This window comes from Streptomyces sp. NBC_00887 (assembly GCF_045207585.1).
This window is the reverse complement of sequence record NZ_CP108788.1, coordinates 878,264-893,388: the sequence shown is the minus strand read 5'-3', so window position 1 is coordinate 893,388 and position 15,125 is coordinate 878,264. Positions and strand designations below refer to the sequence as shown.

13 protein-coding genes are annotated in these 15,125 nt (G+C 72.0%); 6 read left to right on the top strand and 7 right to left on the bottom strand.

What is annotated here, in order from left to right; translation table 11 throughout:
* Position 1: 1 nt before the first annotated feature.
* Positions 2-439 (bottom strand): SRPBCC family protein, encoded by a 438-nt coding sequence (locus tag OG844_RS04065; protein ID WP_406388139.1) that lies wholly within the window; start codon positions 437-439, stop codon positions 2-4.
* A gap of 67 nt (positions 440-506) precedes the next feature.
* A complete protein-coding gene (locus OG844_RS04060) occupies positions 507-1,337 on the bottom strand; it encodes a DeoR/GlpR family DNA-binding transcription regulator (protein ID WP_406388137.1) in 831 nt (276 codons plus the stop codon).
* Between the two features lie 236 nt (positions 1,338-1,573).
* Here OG844_RS04060 and OG844_RS04055 point away from each other — a divergent pair, with 236 nt between their 5' ends.
* Positions 1,574-3,943: a hypothetical protein gene (locus OG844_RS04055; RefSeq protein WP_406388136.1), complete on the top strand. Its 2,370-nt coding sequence runs from the start codon at positions 1,574-1,576 to the stop codon at positions 3,941-3,943.
* Here the strand turns inward: OG844_RS04055 and OG844_RS04050 are convergent.
* From OG844_RS04050 to OG844_RS04035, 4 genes are all read right to left on the bottom strand, one after another.
* On the bottom strand, positions 3,913-6,345 hold the full coding sequence (locus OG844_RS04050; RefSeq protein WP_406388135.1) for a right-handed parallel beta-helix repeat-containing protein: 2,433 nt from the start codon (positions 6,343-6,345) through the stop codon (positions 3,913-3,915). The genes OG844_RS04055 and OG844_RS04050 overlap by 31 nt on opposite strands.
* A gap of 231 nt (positions 6,346-6,576) precedes the next feature.
* The gene (locus tag OG844_RS04045) at positions 6,577-7,194 is read right to left on the bottom strand and encodes a hypothetical protein (RefSeq protein WP_406388133.1); all 618 of its coding nucleotides are present in this window, start codon (positions 7,192-7,194) and stop codon (positions 6,577-6,579) included.
* Between the two features lie 136 nt (positions 7,195-7,330).
* Positions 7,331-8,155: an MOSC domain-containing protein gene (locus OG844_RS04040; protein WP_406388131.1), complete on the bottom strand. Its 825-nt coding sequence runs from the start codon at positions 8,153-8,155 to the stop codon at positions 7,331-7,333.
* A 46-nt stretch (positions 8,156-8,201) separates the two neighbouring features.
* Entirely contained in the window at positions 8,202-8,672 is a 471-nt protein-coding gene (locus OG844_RS04035) for a DUF6643 family protein (protein ID WP_351176576.1), read from the bottom strand.
* A 257-nt stretch (positions 8,673-8,929) separates the two neighbouring features.
* Here OG844_RS04035 and OG844_RS04030 point away from each other — a divergent pair, with 257 nt between their 5' ends.
* Positions 8,930-10,237 (top strand): TerD family protein, encoded by a 1,308-nt coding sequence (locus tag OG844_RS04030; protein ID WP_406388129.1) that lies wholly within the window; start codon positions 8,930-8,932, stop codon positions 10,235-10,237.
* A 37-nt stretch (positions 10,238-10,274) separates the two neighbouring features.
* Here OG844_RS04030 and OG844_RS04025 read toward each other — a convergent pair whose 3' ends face one another.
* The gene (locus OG844_RS04025) at positions 10,275-11,456 is read right to left on the bottom strand and encodes a glycosyltransferase (protein WP_406388128.1); all 1,182 of its coding nucleotides are present in this window, start codon (positions 11,454-11,456) and stop codon (positions 10,275-10,277) included.
* 58 nt (positions 11,457-11,514) lie between these two features.
* On the opposite strand from OG844_RS04025, the gene OG844_RS04020 reads away from it, so the two are divergent.
* The 4 genes from OG844_RS04020 to OG844_RS04005 are packed head-to-tail and all read left to right on the top strand — an operon-like array spanning position 11,515 to position 15,090.
* Positions 11,515-12,300, top strand: coding sequence for a glutamate racemase (locus OG844_RS04020; RefSeq protein WP_406388127.1), 786 nt, complete (start codon positions 11,515-11,517; stop codon positions 12,298-12,300).
* Positions 12,301-12,360: 60 nt separating this feature from the next.
* Positions 12,361-12,921 (top strand): hypothetical protein, encoded by a 561-nt coding sequence (locus OG844_RS04015; protein ID WP_406388125.1) that lies wholly within the window; start codon positions 12,361-12,363, stop codon positions 12,919-12,921.
* Between the two features lie 51 nt (positions 12,922-12,972).
* Positions 12,973-14,595, top strand: a complete 1,623-nt coding sequence (lnt, locus tag OG844_RS04010) for an apolipoprotein N-acyltransferase (protein ID WP_406388124.1) — start codon at positions 12,973-12,975, stop codon at positions 14,593-14,595.
* 9 nt (positions 14,596-14,604) lie between these two features.
* Complete coding sequence (locus OG844_RS04005; RefSeq protein WP_406388122.1) at positions 14,605-15,090, top strand: NUDIX hydrolase; 486 nt, start codon at positions 14,605-14,607, stop codon at positions 15,088-15,090.
* Positions 15,091-15,125 lie beyond the last annotated feature (35 nt).

Sequence of the window (15,125 nt, the reverse complement as noted above, 5' to 3'; positions counted from 1 at the left end):
GTCAGGATCCTTCGAGCAGAGCGTCGAGCACCCGCCCGAAGACCCGGCGGCCCGCATTCGAGAGCAGCGGATCACCCCACCCGGGCAGCAGCCTCACGCGCAGATCCTCGACCCACACCACGTGCGACCCCGCGACCGTCGGCCGGACATCGATCGACGCCCTGCCCAGCACGATCCGGCCGCGCTTCTCCAGCCGGCAGATCCCGGCACGGCCGGCCACCGGCGGCGTCCACCGCACCACTTCCATCGGATCGTCGAACCCGAACGGCCCGAGACCCGTACGAGCCACGAAGACCGTCCCCACTCGCGTCGGCAGACCGGTCGGGACGGTGACCGACGTCATCGGTACGGATCCGGCGTGCGCCTCCCAGTCGGTCACCCGACGCCAGGCCTCGGCGGCGGGAAGGGGGGTGAAACGCTCGATCCGGAAGACGGCCACGGCACGATCCTAGGACGTCCGCGGCCCGTCGGATGCGGAGCGGAACCCAGGCGCCCCTGGAACGCGGCTACTGGGGTGCCGATCCGCCCGCCACGACAAGCCCCGGCAGATGCTCCTCGATCTCCTGCCGGGCGCCGTCCGGCAGCCCCGAGTCCGTGACGAAGGAGTCCACCTCGTCCAGCGTCGCGAACGAACTCAGGCCGACCGTGCCCCACTTGGTGTGATCGGCCACCACCACGACCCGGCGTGCGGCCCGCACGAAGCGGCGGTTCGTCTCGGCCTCCGCGAGGTTCGGGGTCGAGAGGCCGGCCTCCACGGAGATCCCGTGCACCCCGAGAAACAGCACATCGAAGTGGAGGGAGCCGATCGCGCGGTCCGCGACCGGCCCGACGAGGGAGTCCGAAGGCGTGCGTACCCCGCCGGTCAGCACCACGGTGGCCGCTCCGGCCCGGGGCCCACCTCCCGCCGTCGGCCGCTGGGCGTCGTGGAACACGTCGGCGACCCGCACCGAATTCGTCACCACGGTCAGGGACGGAACGTCCAGGAGGTGTCGGGCCAGCGCGAACGTGGTCGTGCCGCCGGACAGGGCGATCGCGCTGCCCGGCACGGCCATCGCCGCCGCCGCCCGCGCGATGTCCTCCTTGGCGCTGAGCTCGAGCGTCGACTTGGCCTCGAACCCTGGTTCGTGCGTACTCGCCTCGACCAGCGGCACAGCCCCGCCGTGCACCTTCTCGATGACGCCCTGGCGGGCCAGCGCGTCCAGGTCCCGGCGGATGGTCATGTCGGAGACATTCAGCCTGCGGGTCAGCTCGTTGACCCGGACCCCGCCGCGCTTGCGCACCTCGTCGAGGATGAGCGCGCGCCGCTGTTCCGCGAGCAGGTTCTGGTTCTCGCTCAACGCCGGGTCCGGTCCCTTCCCTCTGGCCGCAGGTCCGACACCGGCCTGCGGGACGCCCTCATCCTGCCACGCAGCCCTGCCGACCGTGTCACTGGGGAGATTCGGTGAGAGCGATGCGGCAGGCCCCCTCCGTCGGACATGGTGGTGACTGCGCGTCAGCCCGACGCTCCGCGCCGTGCCCCCGTCCCTTCCCCGCCGTCCGACAGGCCGGCGGACCAGAGAGCGAGCAGACGACCTTGCCCCCTGCCACCCAGGCCCCGCAGAGCACCGGGGCAGCGCTGGAACTGCTCGTCCACGGCGTCGGCGGAGCCACTCCCCAGGAGATGCTCGGCGACCCCCGTACGACCAGGATCACCGGCGACGCGACGGCCGCCATCTACCGGCGTACCGAGGACATCGAGGCCGAGCAGCACCCCGGACGTCATGGGGACGGACCCGTCGCCGAGGCCTACTGCTGGGCCAACCTCACCTCGGGCAACGGCTCCCGTGCCCTGTGGCTGCTGCTGCTCCCCTTCATGGTGGTCAACCTCGCCCACTGGATGCGGCCCACGGCACGGGGCCGCACCGCGTCGGTGCGGCTGTACGGCATGGTGGTGCGGCTCATCGCGCTCAGCCTGACCGTGCTGCTGACCGCCGCGGTCTGCGAAGTCGCCCTCGACCTGGTGGCCTGGCAGTGCGCGGGCGCACCCGAGTGCTCCGGCCGGCGGTCCTGGCTCGGCTTCCTGTCGACGGAGCAGGGCGGCTGGTGGTCCCAGCCCGGACGTCGGCTCGCGGTCGCCGCACTCGTGCCCACGGCCCTGGTCGGACTGCTCTGGTACCTGTCCAACCGCACCTGGAGCGCGTACGAATCGCAGCGACCGCTGAGCTGGGACGACCCCGGGGAGGACTCGGCACACACGCCGGAGACCTCCACGTCCGCCGCACCACCGGTCCGTCCCGCCCTCGGCCGGCCCGGGTTCTGGTACGGCCGCCGGCTGGTCGCCCGGCTGCGGGCCGCCCACACCGCCGCCGGATTCCTCACCGTCGCAGCCGCGGTGGGGGGAGCCGCAGCCCGGCACGACCGGTCCACCGACGGTCCCGTGGCCGCTGTGATCGGCGGTCTGTTCGAGGCGGCTCTCGCCGTGTGCGCGCTTGTGGTGGTCGCGGTGGTCTGCCGCCGGGGCCGCAGCGAGCGGCGCCTCGACAACACCCTCGACCGTGCCGTCACCACCCTGCTGCCGGGGGCGTCGCTCGCCCTGCTGCTCGTCGGCACGGTGTACGCCGCATGGTCCCGTCCCGCCTGGGCTTCCTCGGGCACCCTCCCCGGAGAGACCGCCTTCCGCGTCCTCGCCGTCGGACAGTGCGTTCTCGTCGTCCTGCTCGCCGTGGTGGCGCTGAGCCTGTACCACCGCATCCCCGAGCCGCGCACGACCCTCCACGGCCTCGGAGGGCCCGCCGTGGCCATGCTCGCCTGTGCGCTCGGCGGTGTGATGACCGGCGGGGTCGCCCAGCGTGTCGCCGACTGGCTCGACGGCTCCGGTACACCCGGCATGGGCGCCGGCTCGACCATAGAGGGGCCGCCCGTGCTCCTCAGCTGGCAGGCTTCCGTCATCCCTGTCCTGCTGCTGCTCCTGCTGGCCCCCCTCACCTGGCTGGCCGTCCGCACCGGTCTGCGCGCCCGTCGGCTGGGACCCGAGGTCGAGGCGGAGTACGAACAGGCGCGGCCCGACCGCGCCCGCACCCGGCGGATCGCGGGCACCAGGGCCACGGCGGCCCTCACCGACTCCGCCCCCTGGCTCGTCGCGCTGGTCTCGGGCGCCACACTGCTCCTCGGCGCCGGAGCGGTCGCCGGGTCGTGGCTCACCGGTGAGGTGCCCGGCCGGGCGATGGACGGTGCGGTTCCCCTCGTCGAATCGCTCGCCGAGGCGGCGCAGTCGACCGGCTCCTGGATGATCGGCTTCGGATTCGTCCTGTTCGTCACCTGGGGCCGCCGCGCCTACCGCGACGTGTCCGCCCGGCGCACGATCGGCATCCTCTGGGACGTCGGCACGTTCTGGCCGCGCGCCGCCCATCCCTTCGCACCGCCCTGCTACGCGGAGCGCGCCGTGCCCGACCTGTCGTCCCGGATGTCCGCCTGGACGGCGCGCACCCGGGGCCGGCTCGTCATCTCGGGCCACTCCCAGGGCAGCGTCCTGGCAGCGTCCGCGGTCTGGCAGCTGCCCGACGCGACGCGGCGCCGGGTCGCGCTCCTCACCTACGGCTCACCGATCGAGCGGCTCTACGGGCGCTGGTTCCCCGCCTACTTCGGACCGGTACCCCTGGACGGGCTGCACCGGTCCGTACACTGCTGGCGCAACCTCTGGCGTGCGACGGACCCGATCGGAGGTCCCGTCCGCATCGACGAGAGCCAGGGACCCGAGGTGGACCGTGGCCCGCTGAAGGACCCGCTGGTCTACGGCCGAACCCCTGAACACCCGCTGCCCGAACCGATTCTGGGGCACTCGGACTACCAGGCCGACCCGGTCTTCGCCGTGGAGCGGGCCGCGCTCCTGGAACGGCTCGGACCGGTGGTGCCCCACCAGGGCGGCGGGGAGACTCAGGGGAGTTCGGGAAGGTCCTCCGGATAGAGCAGAGTGAGGTCGTCCGTACTCGGCTCGGCGAGCTGGGCGACCCGGCCCGCATGCCGCTCGACCATCGACTCGAAGGTCTGGCGGGCCGTGCGGCCGTTACCGAAGGCGGGGCCCTTGGGAAGCTCTGTGAAGTACTTGAGCAGCGCTTCCCCGGCTCCGCCCGCGAGGCTGTACTCATGCTCCTCGGCCTGCTGCTCGACGATCCGCAGCAGCTCTTCGGGAACATAGTCACTGAAGGTGATGGTCCGTGAGAAACGCGACGCGACGCCCGGGTTGACGGTGAGGAAGCGCTCCATCTCGTGCGTGTACCCCGCCACGATCACGACGACGGCGTCCCGGTGGTCCTCCATCAGCTTCACCAGCGTGTCGATGGCCTCCCGACCGAAGTCCCGGCCGGAGTCCTCGGGCGACAGGGCGTACGCCTCATCGACGAACAGGACTCCGCCACGGGCCCGTTCGAACGCCTCCTGCGTGCGGATCGCGGTCGAACCGATGTGCTCGCCGACCAGGTCGACCCGGGACACCTCCACGAGATGACCGTGCTCCAGCACACCGAGCGAGGCCAGGATCTCGCCGTACAGGCGGGCCACCGTCGTCTTGCCCGTACCCGGGGACCCGGTGAACACGAGGTGCCTGCGCACCGACGCCGCCTTGAGGCCCGCGAGCCTGCGGCGCCGGCCGACCTCGATCATGTCGGTCAGGGCACGCACCTCGCGCTTGACGCTGTCCAGACCCACCAGCGCGTCCAACTCCCCGAGGACGGCGCCCGAATCGCGCACCGGCTCCGTCGGAGCGGGGGCGGCGGGCTCGGCGGCGCGTTGTCCCGGCATCGCACCGAGCAGGCCGGGCGTCGACTGGGTCGCCGTCAGGACCGGCGGGGCCGGGGCAGTGGCACCGCGCAGTCCGCTCTCGTCGCTGGTGCAGTCCTTCACCACAGGACCGCCGCCGATCCCGTCGCCCGGGGAGCCGGAGCCCTCCGCGAACTCGTACCCGCCGCGGGCGCACCGCTCGGTGCGGCAGCGGGTGAGCGTGGAGCGGCAGCCGTCCATGACATGGAAGCCGTAGCCCTCGCTCCCGGTGACGCGGCAGGTGTCGAAGGTGCCGCGGCCCTCGGCCGAGACATAGAAGCCGGCCTCGGCGGGCGAGGTGACCGTGCAGCGCTCGATCGTCGGGTCGGCGCCCTTGGTCACGATGACGCCGGTCTGGGCGGCGTCGATGGTGCAGTTGTTCAGGGTTCCGCCACTGCCGTGGTCGCGGAACCACGCTCCGGTGGACGCTTCGCGGATCCGGCAGTCGTCGAGCTGGGCGGTGGCGCCGTCGCTCACCGACACCGCCGTGTTGCGGATCTGGGACAGGTCGCTGTCCACCACGTCGGCGCGCGAACCCCGGTCCAGGACGAAGAGGGCATCGGGTACGTCGTGGACGCGGCACGAATCGAGTATCACGGTGGCGCCGTCGCTGACCCACACCGCCGGGTAGTCGCCCGTGCTGTCGTGGATCTCGCACTGGTTGGCGTCGACACGGGTACCCGGGTCCCAGACCGACAGGCCGTTGCGGCCGAACCGGCGCACGGTCGAGCGCGTCAGCGTGAGAACGGAGCGGGACCGCAGGTCGACCGCGTTCTCCGGGATGTCGTGAATGTCGCAGTCGGCGAGCGTGAGGACCGCGTCGGTGTCCAGCGTGACGCCGTCCGCGGACGTGCGGTGCACGGTGCAGTCGGTGAGTTGCGCGGAACCGCGGGCCGTGACCTGCACCCCGCTGCCCTTGATCTCGTACACCTCGCAGCCCACGGCTTCCAGACCGCTGCCCTCGCCGGTCACGCTCAGCCCCGCACCGGAGGCGTGGTGGACACGGCACCGCTCGAGCCTCGGATGCGCCCCGTCGCGGACCGAGACACCGGACTGCCCGGCCGACACGATCTCGCACTCCTCGAAGACGCCCCCGGCACCGTCGAGTACGGCGATGCCGACGCCGGCCGGGTTGTCGACGGTACAGCGGCGCACGGTGGGCCGGGCCGCCCCCCGCACCTCGATCCCGGCGGCCGACCGGGTCACGACACGCAGATCCGAAAGCTCGGGCGCGCCCTCCTCGACGAGCAGCGCCGGGGCGGCGGAATCCTGACCCTCCACATGAAGATCCTGGATCACCGCCGAGGCGCGCACCGTCAGGGGTACGCCGTCGACCGGCGCGATCCGCACGGAACCGACGGATCCCTCGGGGCCGCGCAGGGTCACCGCGCGGTCGACGACGAGGTTCTCCCGGTAGGTACCCGGGGCGATGGTGAGGACGTCACCGTCCGCTGCGGCCTCCAGGGCTGCGGTGAGGGAAGCGTATTCGCCCGTGCGGCGGCGCCATCGCGATGTGCCGGTGTGCGTCACCTGGACCGTGCCCTGTGCCATGGTGCTGCTGTGCCCCCACCTCGTGCCGTGTGCGCTGCCTCGTGCCTGTCCGCATGCCTGTGCGACGCCGGTGCCACCGGCCGCACGACAGCGCCGGGCCCGCCTGCCGAGGAGTCGGGCGGGCCGGTCCACCGTAGCGCGCGCGACGGACGCGAGTTGACGAGTCGGCTGCTCATGAGGGTCCGTAAACAGATGTAGCGTCCCGGCACTCGACCTCGCGCACCGGTGGGCTCAGCTGCCCGTCCCGGTCCGGCCCCAGTCCGGACCGGTTTCGGCCCAGGCCCGGTCGAGCCGACCGTACCGCCGTTGCATCATGCGCCATACGGCCAGTCGGCGTGTGGCTTCCACCAGACCCGCCGCGACCAGGGTCGCACCGATTCCGGCCAGGACCGCATGGGTGCGCGCCGTGGATGTGTCCATCGGGCGAATCACCGGGCGGCCCCCGTCATCCGTCCAGATCCGTATCCGCTCCCCGGGGGCGGTGACCGCGGACGCCGCGGACACTCTGCCGGTGCGGGCCGTACCGTCCGGGGCCTTCCACCGGGCCACCGCGGAGGATTGCGCGGTGCCTTCCGCCACGGCCGCCTCGGGGTCCTCGGCGAAGCGCGAGCCACCGGAGGGCCCGCGCACGACGACAGCGGTGGTGAGGTGCCGCCGCGCGTGCTGCGCGCGCACTGCCTGCTGAAGGGCTTCATCGGTGAGGGACCCGCACACCCAGCCGAGCACCGGGGCGGCGATCAGCATCAGCAGCATCGCTGCCAGTGCCCCCCATGCCTCGTGGCGGTCGGTGGGCCTGCACAGGGGATTGTGCCGCCACCGCCGGATTCCCAGGACCGCTCGCACAGTCATCCACCCCCTTCCGTATCCGTCATAGCCCGGTACGGCACTGATCACGTGCTGGGGAAGCGAAGAGAGAGCAACCTCACGCCGTCCAACGCCCGGGACGCTCCGGTGAGTTCCCGGCCGGTGCGAGGTGGTCCGACGTTCAGCCGAGGATCCGCACCGGGTCCCCGACCCGGATCACCCCGGTGCCTTCAGGGATCAGGTTCTGGCCGAAAAGGAGATCCCTGCCCACCAGACGATGGCGGGCGAGCGTACGCAGGGGCTCCTTGCCGCGCTTCGACGTCCGCTGGTCGGTCGTGGTCACGATGCAGCGGGCGCAGGGCTTCGCCACGCGGAAGGCGACCTCCCCGATGGCGATCCGGCCCCAGTCGTCCTCGGCCCACGGGGCCGTCCCGTCCACGACCACGTTCGGCCGGAAGCGGTTCATCGGCAGCGGGCCCTCTTCGGGGTGGTCACCCCGGGCCACGAGTGCGTTGAGCGCATCCAGCGAGGCACTCGAGGTGAGAAGGAGGGGGTAGCCGTCGGCGAACGAAACCGTCTCACCCGGGCGGCCGAACACCGGATCGACGGGCCTGCGGTGCGACGGCGCGTCGAGATGGACGAGCCGGACCTCCGCACCGAGGCGTGCGCCGAACCAGGCGTGCGCGGCCTCGGCCGCCTCCACCACCTCGACCTTGTCCCTGAAGAGCTCCGCGCCGACGGTGCAGACCGGCTCCGGCACGTCCACGGTCAGCGGGGCACTCCCCGGCGCCGAGACGATCACCCCGCCACCTGGCAGGGGCCTCGCGGACAGCTGGGCCATGCCGGGCTGCTGACGCTGGGTGACCACCTTGCCCCGGCCGTCGATCAGCATCCAGCGACGGTCGCCGTCGAGTCCCCATGGCTCGACGACGGCCTGCTCGGCTGCGCACGCTGCCAGCGACTTGACCGGGTGGACGTGGACAGCCCTGAGTACGGGAGAGACCATGCGTCCAGTTTGCCAGTCGTATCCGGCAGCGGGCAGGAGCGCCTGCTCAGTACCCCCGGCCCTGATACGGACGGTTGTACGGGTCCTCGTACGGGGACGGAGTCGGGGCGGGCCGGGGCGATGCCGGGCGCATCGACTCGTAACCCGTGCCGGGGCGCTGCGGCTGCTGCTGGTAGCCGCGGGGCGCCGAGGGCTGCTGCGGGATGTACGGGGCCGGCGCGTGCTGCAGGTGTGCGGGCTGCATCGGCGCGTGCTGCATGCCCGCGTTCTGGTACTGCGGCTGCGGCGCCTGCTGCGGGTAGCCGTACGACCCGCTGGACGGGGCCGCGGGCAGGGCGGGAAGCGACGACGGCAGGGCCGGCAGATAACTGTTGCCCGTGTCGTACGCGGCGGGGACTCGGATCGGTGCGATCTGAGGAGTACCCCGCTCGGCGACCAGGGAGTCGTAGATCGGGGTGTCGGGGAACGACGGCGCGGCGTAGTAGCCGCCGCCGTAGGTGGAGCGGGGGGAGGTCATGACACATAAGTTAAGCCCACGATGTGCTGGTTGGGGAGTCCGATAAGAGGGTTGTTTTACGCGTTGTGAGGGAACCGCGTTCCCCAATGCGAGCGAACTTGGCAAAAAGGGGCACCGAGCCACGCTGTGATCGTGTAAAGAGCGAGTTCACGGGGGGTTACCGGCGGGTCGCGGGGAGCAGTCTCCGCCGTACTGTGGGCTCCCCGGCGGGCCGGGGATTAGGTTGTCGTGAAACTCTCCGGGCAGCCGGACTCGTGATGGGGGCGAGCATGACCATGCAAAAGGGAACCAATGTTCCTGTGCCGGCTCAGGTCGTACAGGTCGAATTGGGCTGGCGAACCTCCCCAGGGGCGCCGGACGTGGATGCCTCGGCGCTCCTTCTCGTGTCGGGAAAGGTACGCAACGACGCGGACTTCGTCTTTTACAACCAGCCGGCCCACGCATCCGGCGCGGTGCGCCACGAGGGCAAGCGGACGGCCGGTGACGCGGTCACGGACAGCCTCGTGGTCGACTTCGCCGCGGTGGAGCCGGCGATCGACCGCGTGGTCGTCGTGGCCTCGGCGGACGGCGGCACCTTCGGCCGGGTGACAGGCCTCTACGTGCGGATCGTGGACTCGGCGAGCGGCTCCGAGATCGCGCGCTTCGAGAGCGCGGACGCGACGGTCGAGACCGCGTTCATCCTCGGCGAGCTGTACCTGCGGCAGGGCGCATGGAAGTTCCGGGCCGTAGGACAGGGGTACGACACCGGACTCGGAGGTCTGGCGACGGACTTCGGTATCTCCGTCGACGAACCGCAGCAGTCGGCACCACCTCAGCAGGCCCCCCACCCGCAGCCGGCGCAGGCGCCCCCGGCGCCCTACCGCGCACCTCAGGCCGCTCCCGCCCCGCAGGTCGCGCCTCCCGCCGCACCCCCCGTCACGCAGCCGGTGAGGCTGACCAAGGTCACCCTGACGAAGGAGGCGCCGTCCGTCTCCCTGTCGAAACAGGGCGGAACCTCCGGGGCCCTGCGCGTCAATCTCAACTGGGAAGTGCGCAAGCAGTTCAAGAGCTGGGGCGCGAAACTCGGCAGGGCCGTCGCCATGCACGCCGACCTCGATCTCGATCTCTGCGCACTCTACGAACTCACCGACGGAAGCAAGGGAGTTGTGCAGGCGCTGGGAAACGCCTTCGGTGATCTCAGCCGGCCCCCCTTTATCCACCTCGACGGTGACGACCGCACCGGCGCGCTCTCCACCGGCGAGAACCTCACAGTCAACCTCGACCACAAGGACCGGCTGCGCCGCGTTCTGATCTTCGTAACCATCTACGAAGGCGCCCGGAGTTTCGCCGATCTGCATGCCACCGTCACTCTGCAGCCACAGAACGGAGCGGCGATCGACTTCTCTCTCGACGAATGCACCGTGCCCTCCACCGTTTGCGCTCTCGCGCTGATCACCAACAACGGGGGAGAGCTCACGGTGCAGCGGGAGGCACGCTATCTCGTCCCACAGCGCGGGGTGAGCCCCCAGCGGACCATCGACGCCGCCTACGGCTGGGGAATGAACTGGACCCCCGGCCGCAAGTGACCCCCGGCCCATGGAGCCCGGCCTCCCACGGCCGGGCTCAGGGCTCAGGTGCGGCCTCGGGGCGGGCGTACGTACGCCCCTTCCAGGCCGCACCGCGTCCGCGGTAGTGCTGGACCGCCGAGTCCACCGTCATCAGGAGGTAGAGGACGGCGGTGAACGGCAGGAGCGGCGCCAGCCACAGCGACTGACGGTAGTACCCGAGCATCGGCATGTACGTCCCCGCCATCACGGCCCACGCCGCCGCCCCCGCCCACGCGGCCACCGTATCGCCCGTCAGCAGCCCGGCCGCGAGCGTCACCGGCGGTGCGACGTAGACGAGACCCAGCCCGAGAACGGTCCCGGCCAGCAGCAGCGGACTGTGCCGCAACTGCGCGTACGCACTGCGCGAAACCATCTGCCACAGATCCGCGAGCCGCGGATAGGGCCGCGCACTGTCCACCCGCTCCGCGAGCCCCAGCCAGATCCGGCCGCCGCTGCGCTGCACCGCCCGCGCCAGCGACACGTCGTCGATCACCGCCTGCCGGATGGACTCGGGGATGCGTGCCCGTTCGGCGGCCCCGGTGCGCAGCAGCACGCAGCCGCCCGCCGCGGCCGCCGTCCGGGTACCCGCCCGGTTGACCCGGCGGAAGGGGTAGAGCTGCCCGAAGAAGTAGACGAAGGCCGGCACGACGAGCCGTTCCCAGGTGCTCGTCACCCTGAGTCGTGCCATCTGCGAAACGAGATCGAAGCCGCCCGCCCCCTCGTCCCCGGCCGCGGCGACCAGCTCCCTCAAACTGTCCGGCTCGTGCGCGATGTCCGCGTCGGTCAGCAGCAGGAACTCCGGCTTCCGCTGCCGGGCCAGCGCGATTCCGTGCCTCAGGGCCCAGAGCTTGCCCGTCCAGCCGGACTCGGGCTCACCCGGCGACACCACCGTCAGCGGCAGCCCCCCGTGCTTCACCGACAGCGCACGCGCGAGCTCACCCGTGCCGTCCTCGCTGCAGTCGTCGACCAGGAAGATCTCCGTGTCCCCCGGATAGTCCTGGGCGAGCAGCGACGGGAGGCTGACAGGCAGCATCTCGGCCTCGTCCCTGGCGGGCACGACGACGGCGACCGAGGGCCAGCGCACCGGGTCGGCACGCCTGGGGAGCCGCTGGTCGGTCCGCCAGAAGAACCCCTGCCCCAGCAGCAGCCACACCCACACGACCAGCGAACCCACGGCGATCCAGGCAACGGCGCTCATCCGCCGAAGTCTGCCCCACTTCGGCGGCGCCGCAAGGGCTGTCGACTATGGTGACCGGGTGAAGATCGCACTGATGGACTCGGGAATCGGCCTGCTCGCCGCCGCTGCCGTGGTGCGCCGGATTCGGCCCGACGCCGATCTGGTGCTGTCCTCGGACCCCGGCTCGATGCCCTGGGGACCCCGTACTCCTGAGGACGTGACCGATCGCGCGCTCGCCGTGGCACGCGCGGCCGCGGCCCACCGGCCGGACGCCCTGATCGTCGCCTGCAACACCGCGTCCGTCCACGCGCTGCCGGCCCTGCGGGCCGAACTGGAACCCGGACTGCCGGTCATCGGCACGGTCCCCGCGATCAAGCCCGCCGCGGCGGGCGGCGGCACCGTCGCCATCTGGGCCACCCCGGCCACCACCGGGAGCCCCTACCAGCGCGGGCTGATCCGAGACTTCGCCCGGTCGGTGGACGTCACCGAAGTTCCCTGCCCCGGGCTGGCCGACGCCGTACAGCACGCGGACGAAGCGGGGATCGACCGTGCGGTGGCCGCTGCCGCCGCCCTCACCCCGCCCGGCGTGACGGACGTGGTCCTGGGCTGTACCCACTACGAGCTGGTGGCCGAGCGCATCCGCGCCGCCGTGCAGCAGCCCGGCCTGCCGCAGGTCGTCCTGCACGGCTCAGCCGTGGCGGTCGCCACACAGGCGCTGCGCCGTATCGGCTTCGCACCCGCTCCGTCGGCCGAACCGGTCGGCACCCTCGCGGTCCTCCTCGGCGGACACGCCGCCGACCTGCCCGAACCCGCACTGGCGTACGCGGAGGGCCTGCTCCTCAAGGCCGTCAGCCCCGCGCTCTGACCGTCCCGCCCGGCTCTGCAGCCGCTCCCCGGGACGCGGAACGTGGGTACGCTGCTTGGCATGACGGACCACCCCGGCAGTGCGAGGCACGGTTCGAGCCAGGCCCCGGCCACGATCTGGACGGGCCGGGCCCGCAACCGCTTCCAGTGGCTGCTCGCCGCCGCCGGAGCGGGATGCCTGGCGCTGGGCATCGAACTCGCTGTCGATTCGGCCTGGAGTGCCGGAATCGCCCCCCTGCTCATGTCGGTCATCGGCTGTCTCGCCGCCGGACTGCTGATCCTGTTCGGGACCCTCGCCTTCGTCCACGTGGCCGTCAAGGTCGACGGCGACGCCCTCGAGGTACGTTGCGGCCACATCGGACTGCCCAGGCGCCGGATCCTGCTCACCCATGTGGTCGGTGCGGACTTCGCCCCCCAGGTCACCCCGCGCCAATGGGGCGGCTGGGGCTACCGCTGGCGCCCCGAGCAGGGAACCGCCGTGGTGGTGCGCCGGGGCGAGGGGCTGGTGCTGAGACTCGGCGACGGCAGGACCTTCACCGTCACGGTGGACAACGCCGAAGCGGCTGTACGGTTCATCCGCGACCGGCTGCACCTGAGCGCCACCGGGTCCGCGGAGTCGTAACGGCCGGAGCGGGATGCCGCTCCCACAGCCGCCCACCGTAGACTCCGCCAGGTGAGCGCCACCATCACCACAGTCGAACCGCCGTCCGCCCCCGCGCCCCGCAGCAGGAAGCTGTGGCCGCGGCTCGTCCGGCCGGCCGCAGCCGTCCTGTCCGGTGCGCTGCTCTACGCGAGCTTCCCGCCCCGGCCCCTGTGGTGGCTGGTCCTGCCCGGGTTCGCCCTGCTGGGATGGGTCCTTTTCGCGCGCAGGCTGCGCGCCGCGCTGGGCCTCGGCCTCCTGGCCGGTCTCGGCTTCATGCTCCCGCTGCTGCACTGGACGGGCGAAGAGGTCGGCCCCGTCCCGTGGCTCGCCCTGGCGCTCGCCGAAGCGGTGTTCATCGCCGTGGGCTGCGTGGGGATCGCCGCGGTCTCCCGGCTCGCGTACTGGCCCTTCTGGGCTGCCGCGGTCTGGGCCCTCGACGAAGCGGTCCGCGCCCGCGTGCCGTTCGGCGGCTTCCCCTGGGGCAGGATCGCCTTCGGCCAGGCGGACAGCGTGTTCCTGCCGCTCGCCGCGCTGGGCGGAACCCCCCTGCTCTCCTTCGCCGTGGTGCTGTGCGGCTTCGGACTCTTCGAAGCCCTGCGACAGATCCGCGCGTACCGCGCCACCGGCACGGTGCCCCGCATCGCCGTCGCGGCGGCCGCGGCAGCCGTCGCGGTCCCGGTCGTCGCCGCCCTCGCGGCCCTGCCGCTCGTCGACGACTCCGCCGAGGACGGCACCGCGACGGTCGCCGCCGTCCAGGGCAACGTGCCGCGCCTGGGGCTCGACTTCAACTCCCAGCGCCGCCAGGTGCTGGACAACCACGCCAAGCGCACGGAGCAGCTGGCCCAGGAGGTGAAGGCGGGGAAGGTGCCCCAGCCGGACTTCGTCCTGTGGCCGGAGAACTCCTCCGATCTCGACCCTTACCGCAACGCCGACGCCCGCGACGTGATCGACAAGGCGGTGAAGGCCATCGGTGCCCCCACCGTCATCGGTGCCGTGCTCGCGCCCGACACGGGAAACCTCCGCAACACCCTCATCGAGTGGGACCCGGACAGCGGCCCCGTGGACACGTACGACAAGCGGCACATCCAGCCGTTCGGCGAGTACATGCCCATGCGGTCCTTCGTGCGGATCTTCAGCAAGGACGTCGACCGGGTGCAGCGCGACTTCGGACCCGGCAGCAGGGTCGGCGTGTTCGATCTGGCGGGCACCAAGGTGGGGCTCGTCACCTGCTACGAGGCGGCCTTCGACGACGCCGTGCGCGACACCGTCAAGAACGGTGGCCAGCTGATCGCCGTGCCGAGCAACAACGCGACCTTCGGGCGCAGCGAGATGACCTACCAGCAGCTGGCGATGTCCCAGGTGCGTGCGGTCGAACACGGCCGGGCGGTCGTCGTGCCCGTCACCAGCGGGGTCAGCGCGGTGATCCGGCCGGACGGCACGATCGTGCAGAAGACCGGGATGTTCACCGCGGACGCCCTGGTCGACGAGGTGCCGCTGCGGTCCTCGCTCACCCCCGCCACGCGGATGGGCCCCCTGCCCGAAGGCATCCTCGCGCTGCTCGCGGTGGCCGGCCTCGGCTGGGTGACGGTCCGTTCCGCGCGTGCCAGGAACGACCGGAGGGCACGCCCCGGGACCTCCCCCGCGGCCACGTAGGCTCGCCGCATGGCTACTCCCGACTTCATCCGCGAGATCCGCGCCACCGCCGGACACCAGTTGCTCCTGCTGCCGGGCGTCACCGCGATCGTCTTCGACGACGAGGGCCGAGTCCTGCTCGGACGACGGTCCGACACGGGCATGTGGGCCGTCATCGGCGGCATCTCCGAGCCCGGTGAGGAGCCCGCGGCGACCGCGGAACGGGAGGTGTACGAGGAGACCGCCGTGCACTGCGTCGCGGAGAGGGTGGTGCTCACCCAGGCGCTGCAGCCCGTGCAGTACGACAACGGCGACCGTTGCCAGTACCTCGACATCACCTTCCGCTGCCGCGCCACCGGCGGCGAGGCACGGGTGAACGACGACGAGTCGCTGGAAGTGGCGTGGTTCCCCGTCGACTCCCTGCCGCCGCTCAACGAGTTCTCCCTGTTCCGGATCAAGCATGCCCTCACCGACGGCCCCACCTGGTTCGAACCCACGCCCGAGCCCGGCGTCTGACGCGGCACGACGCCGAGGGGCCGGCCACCACCCGA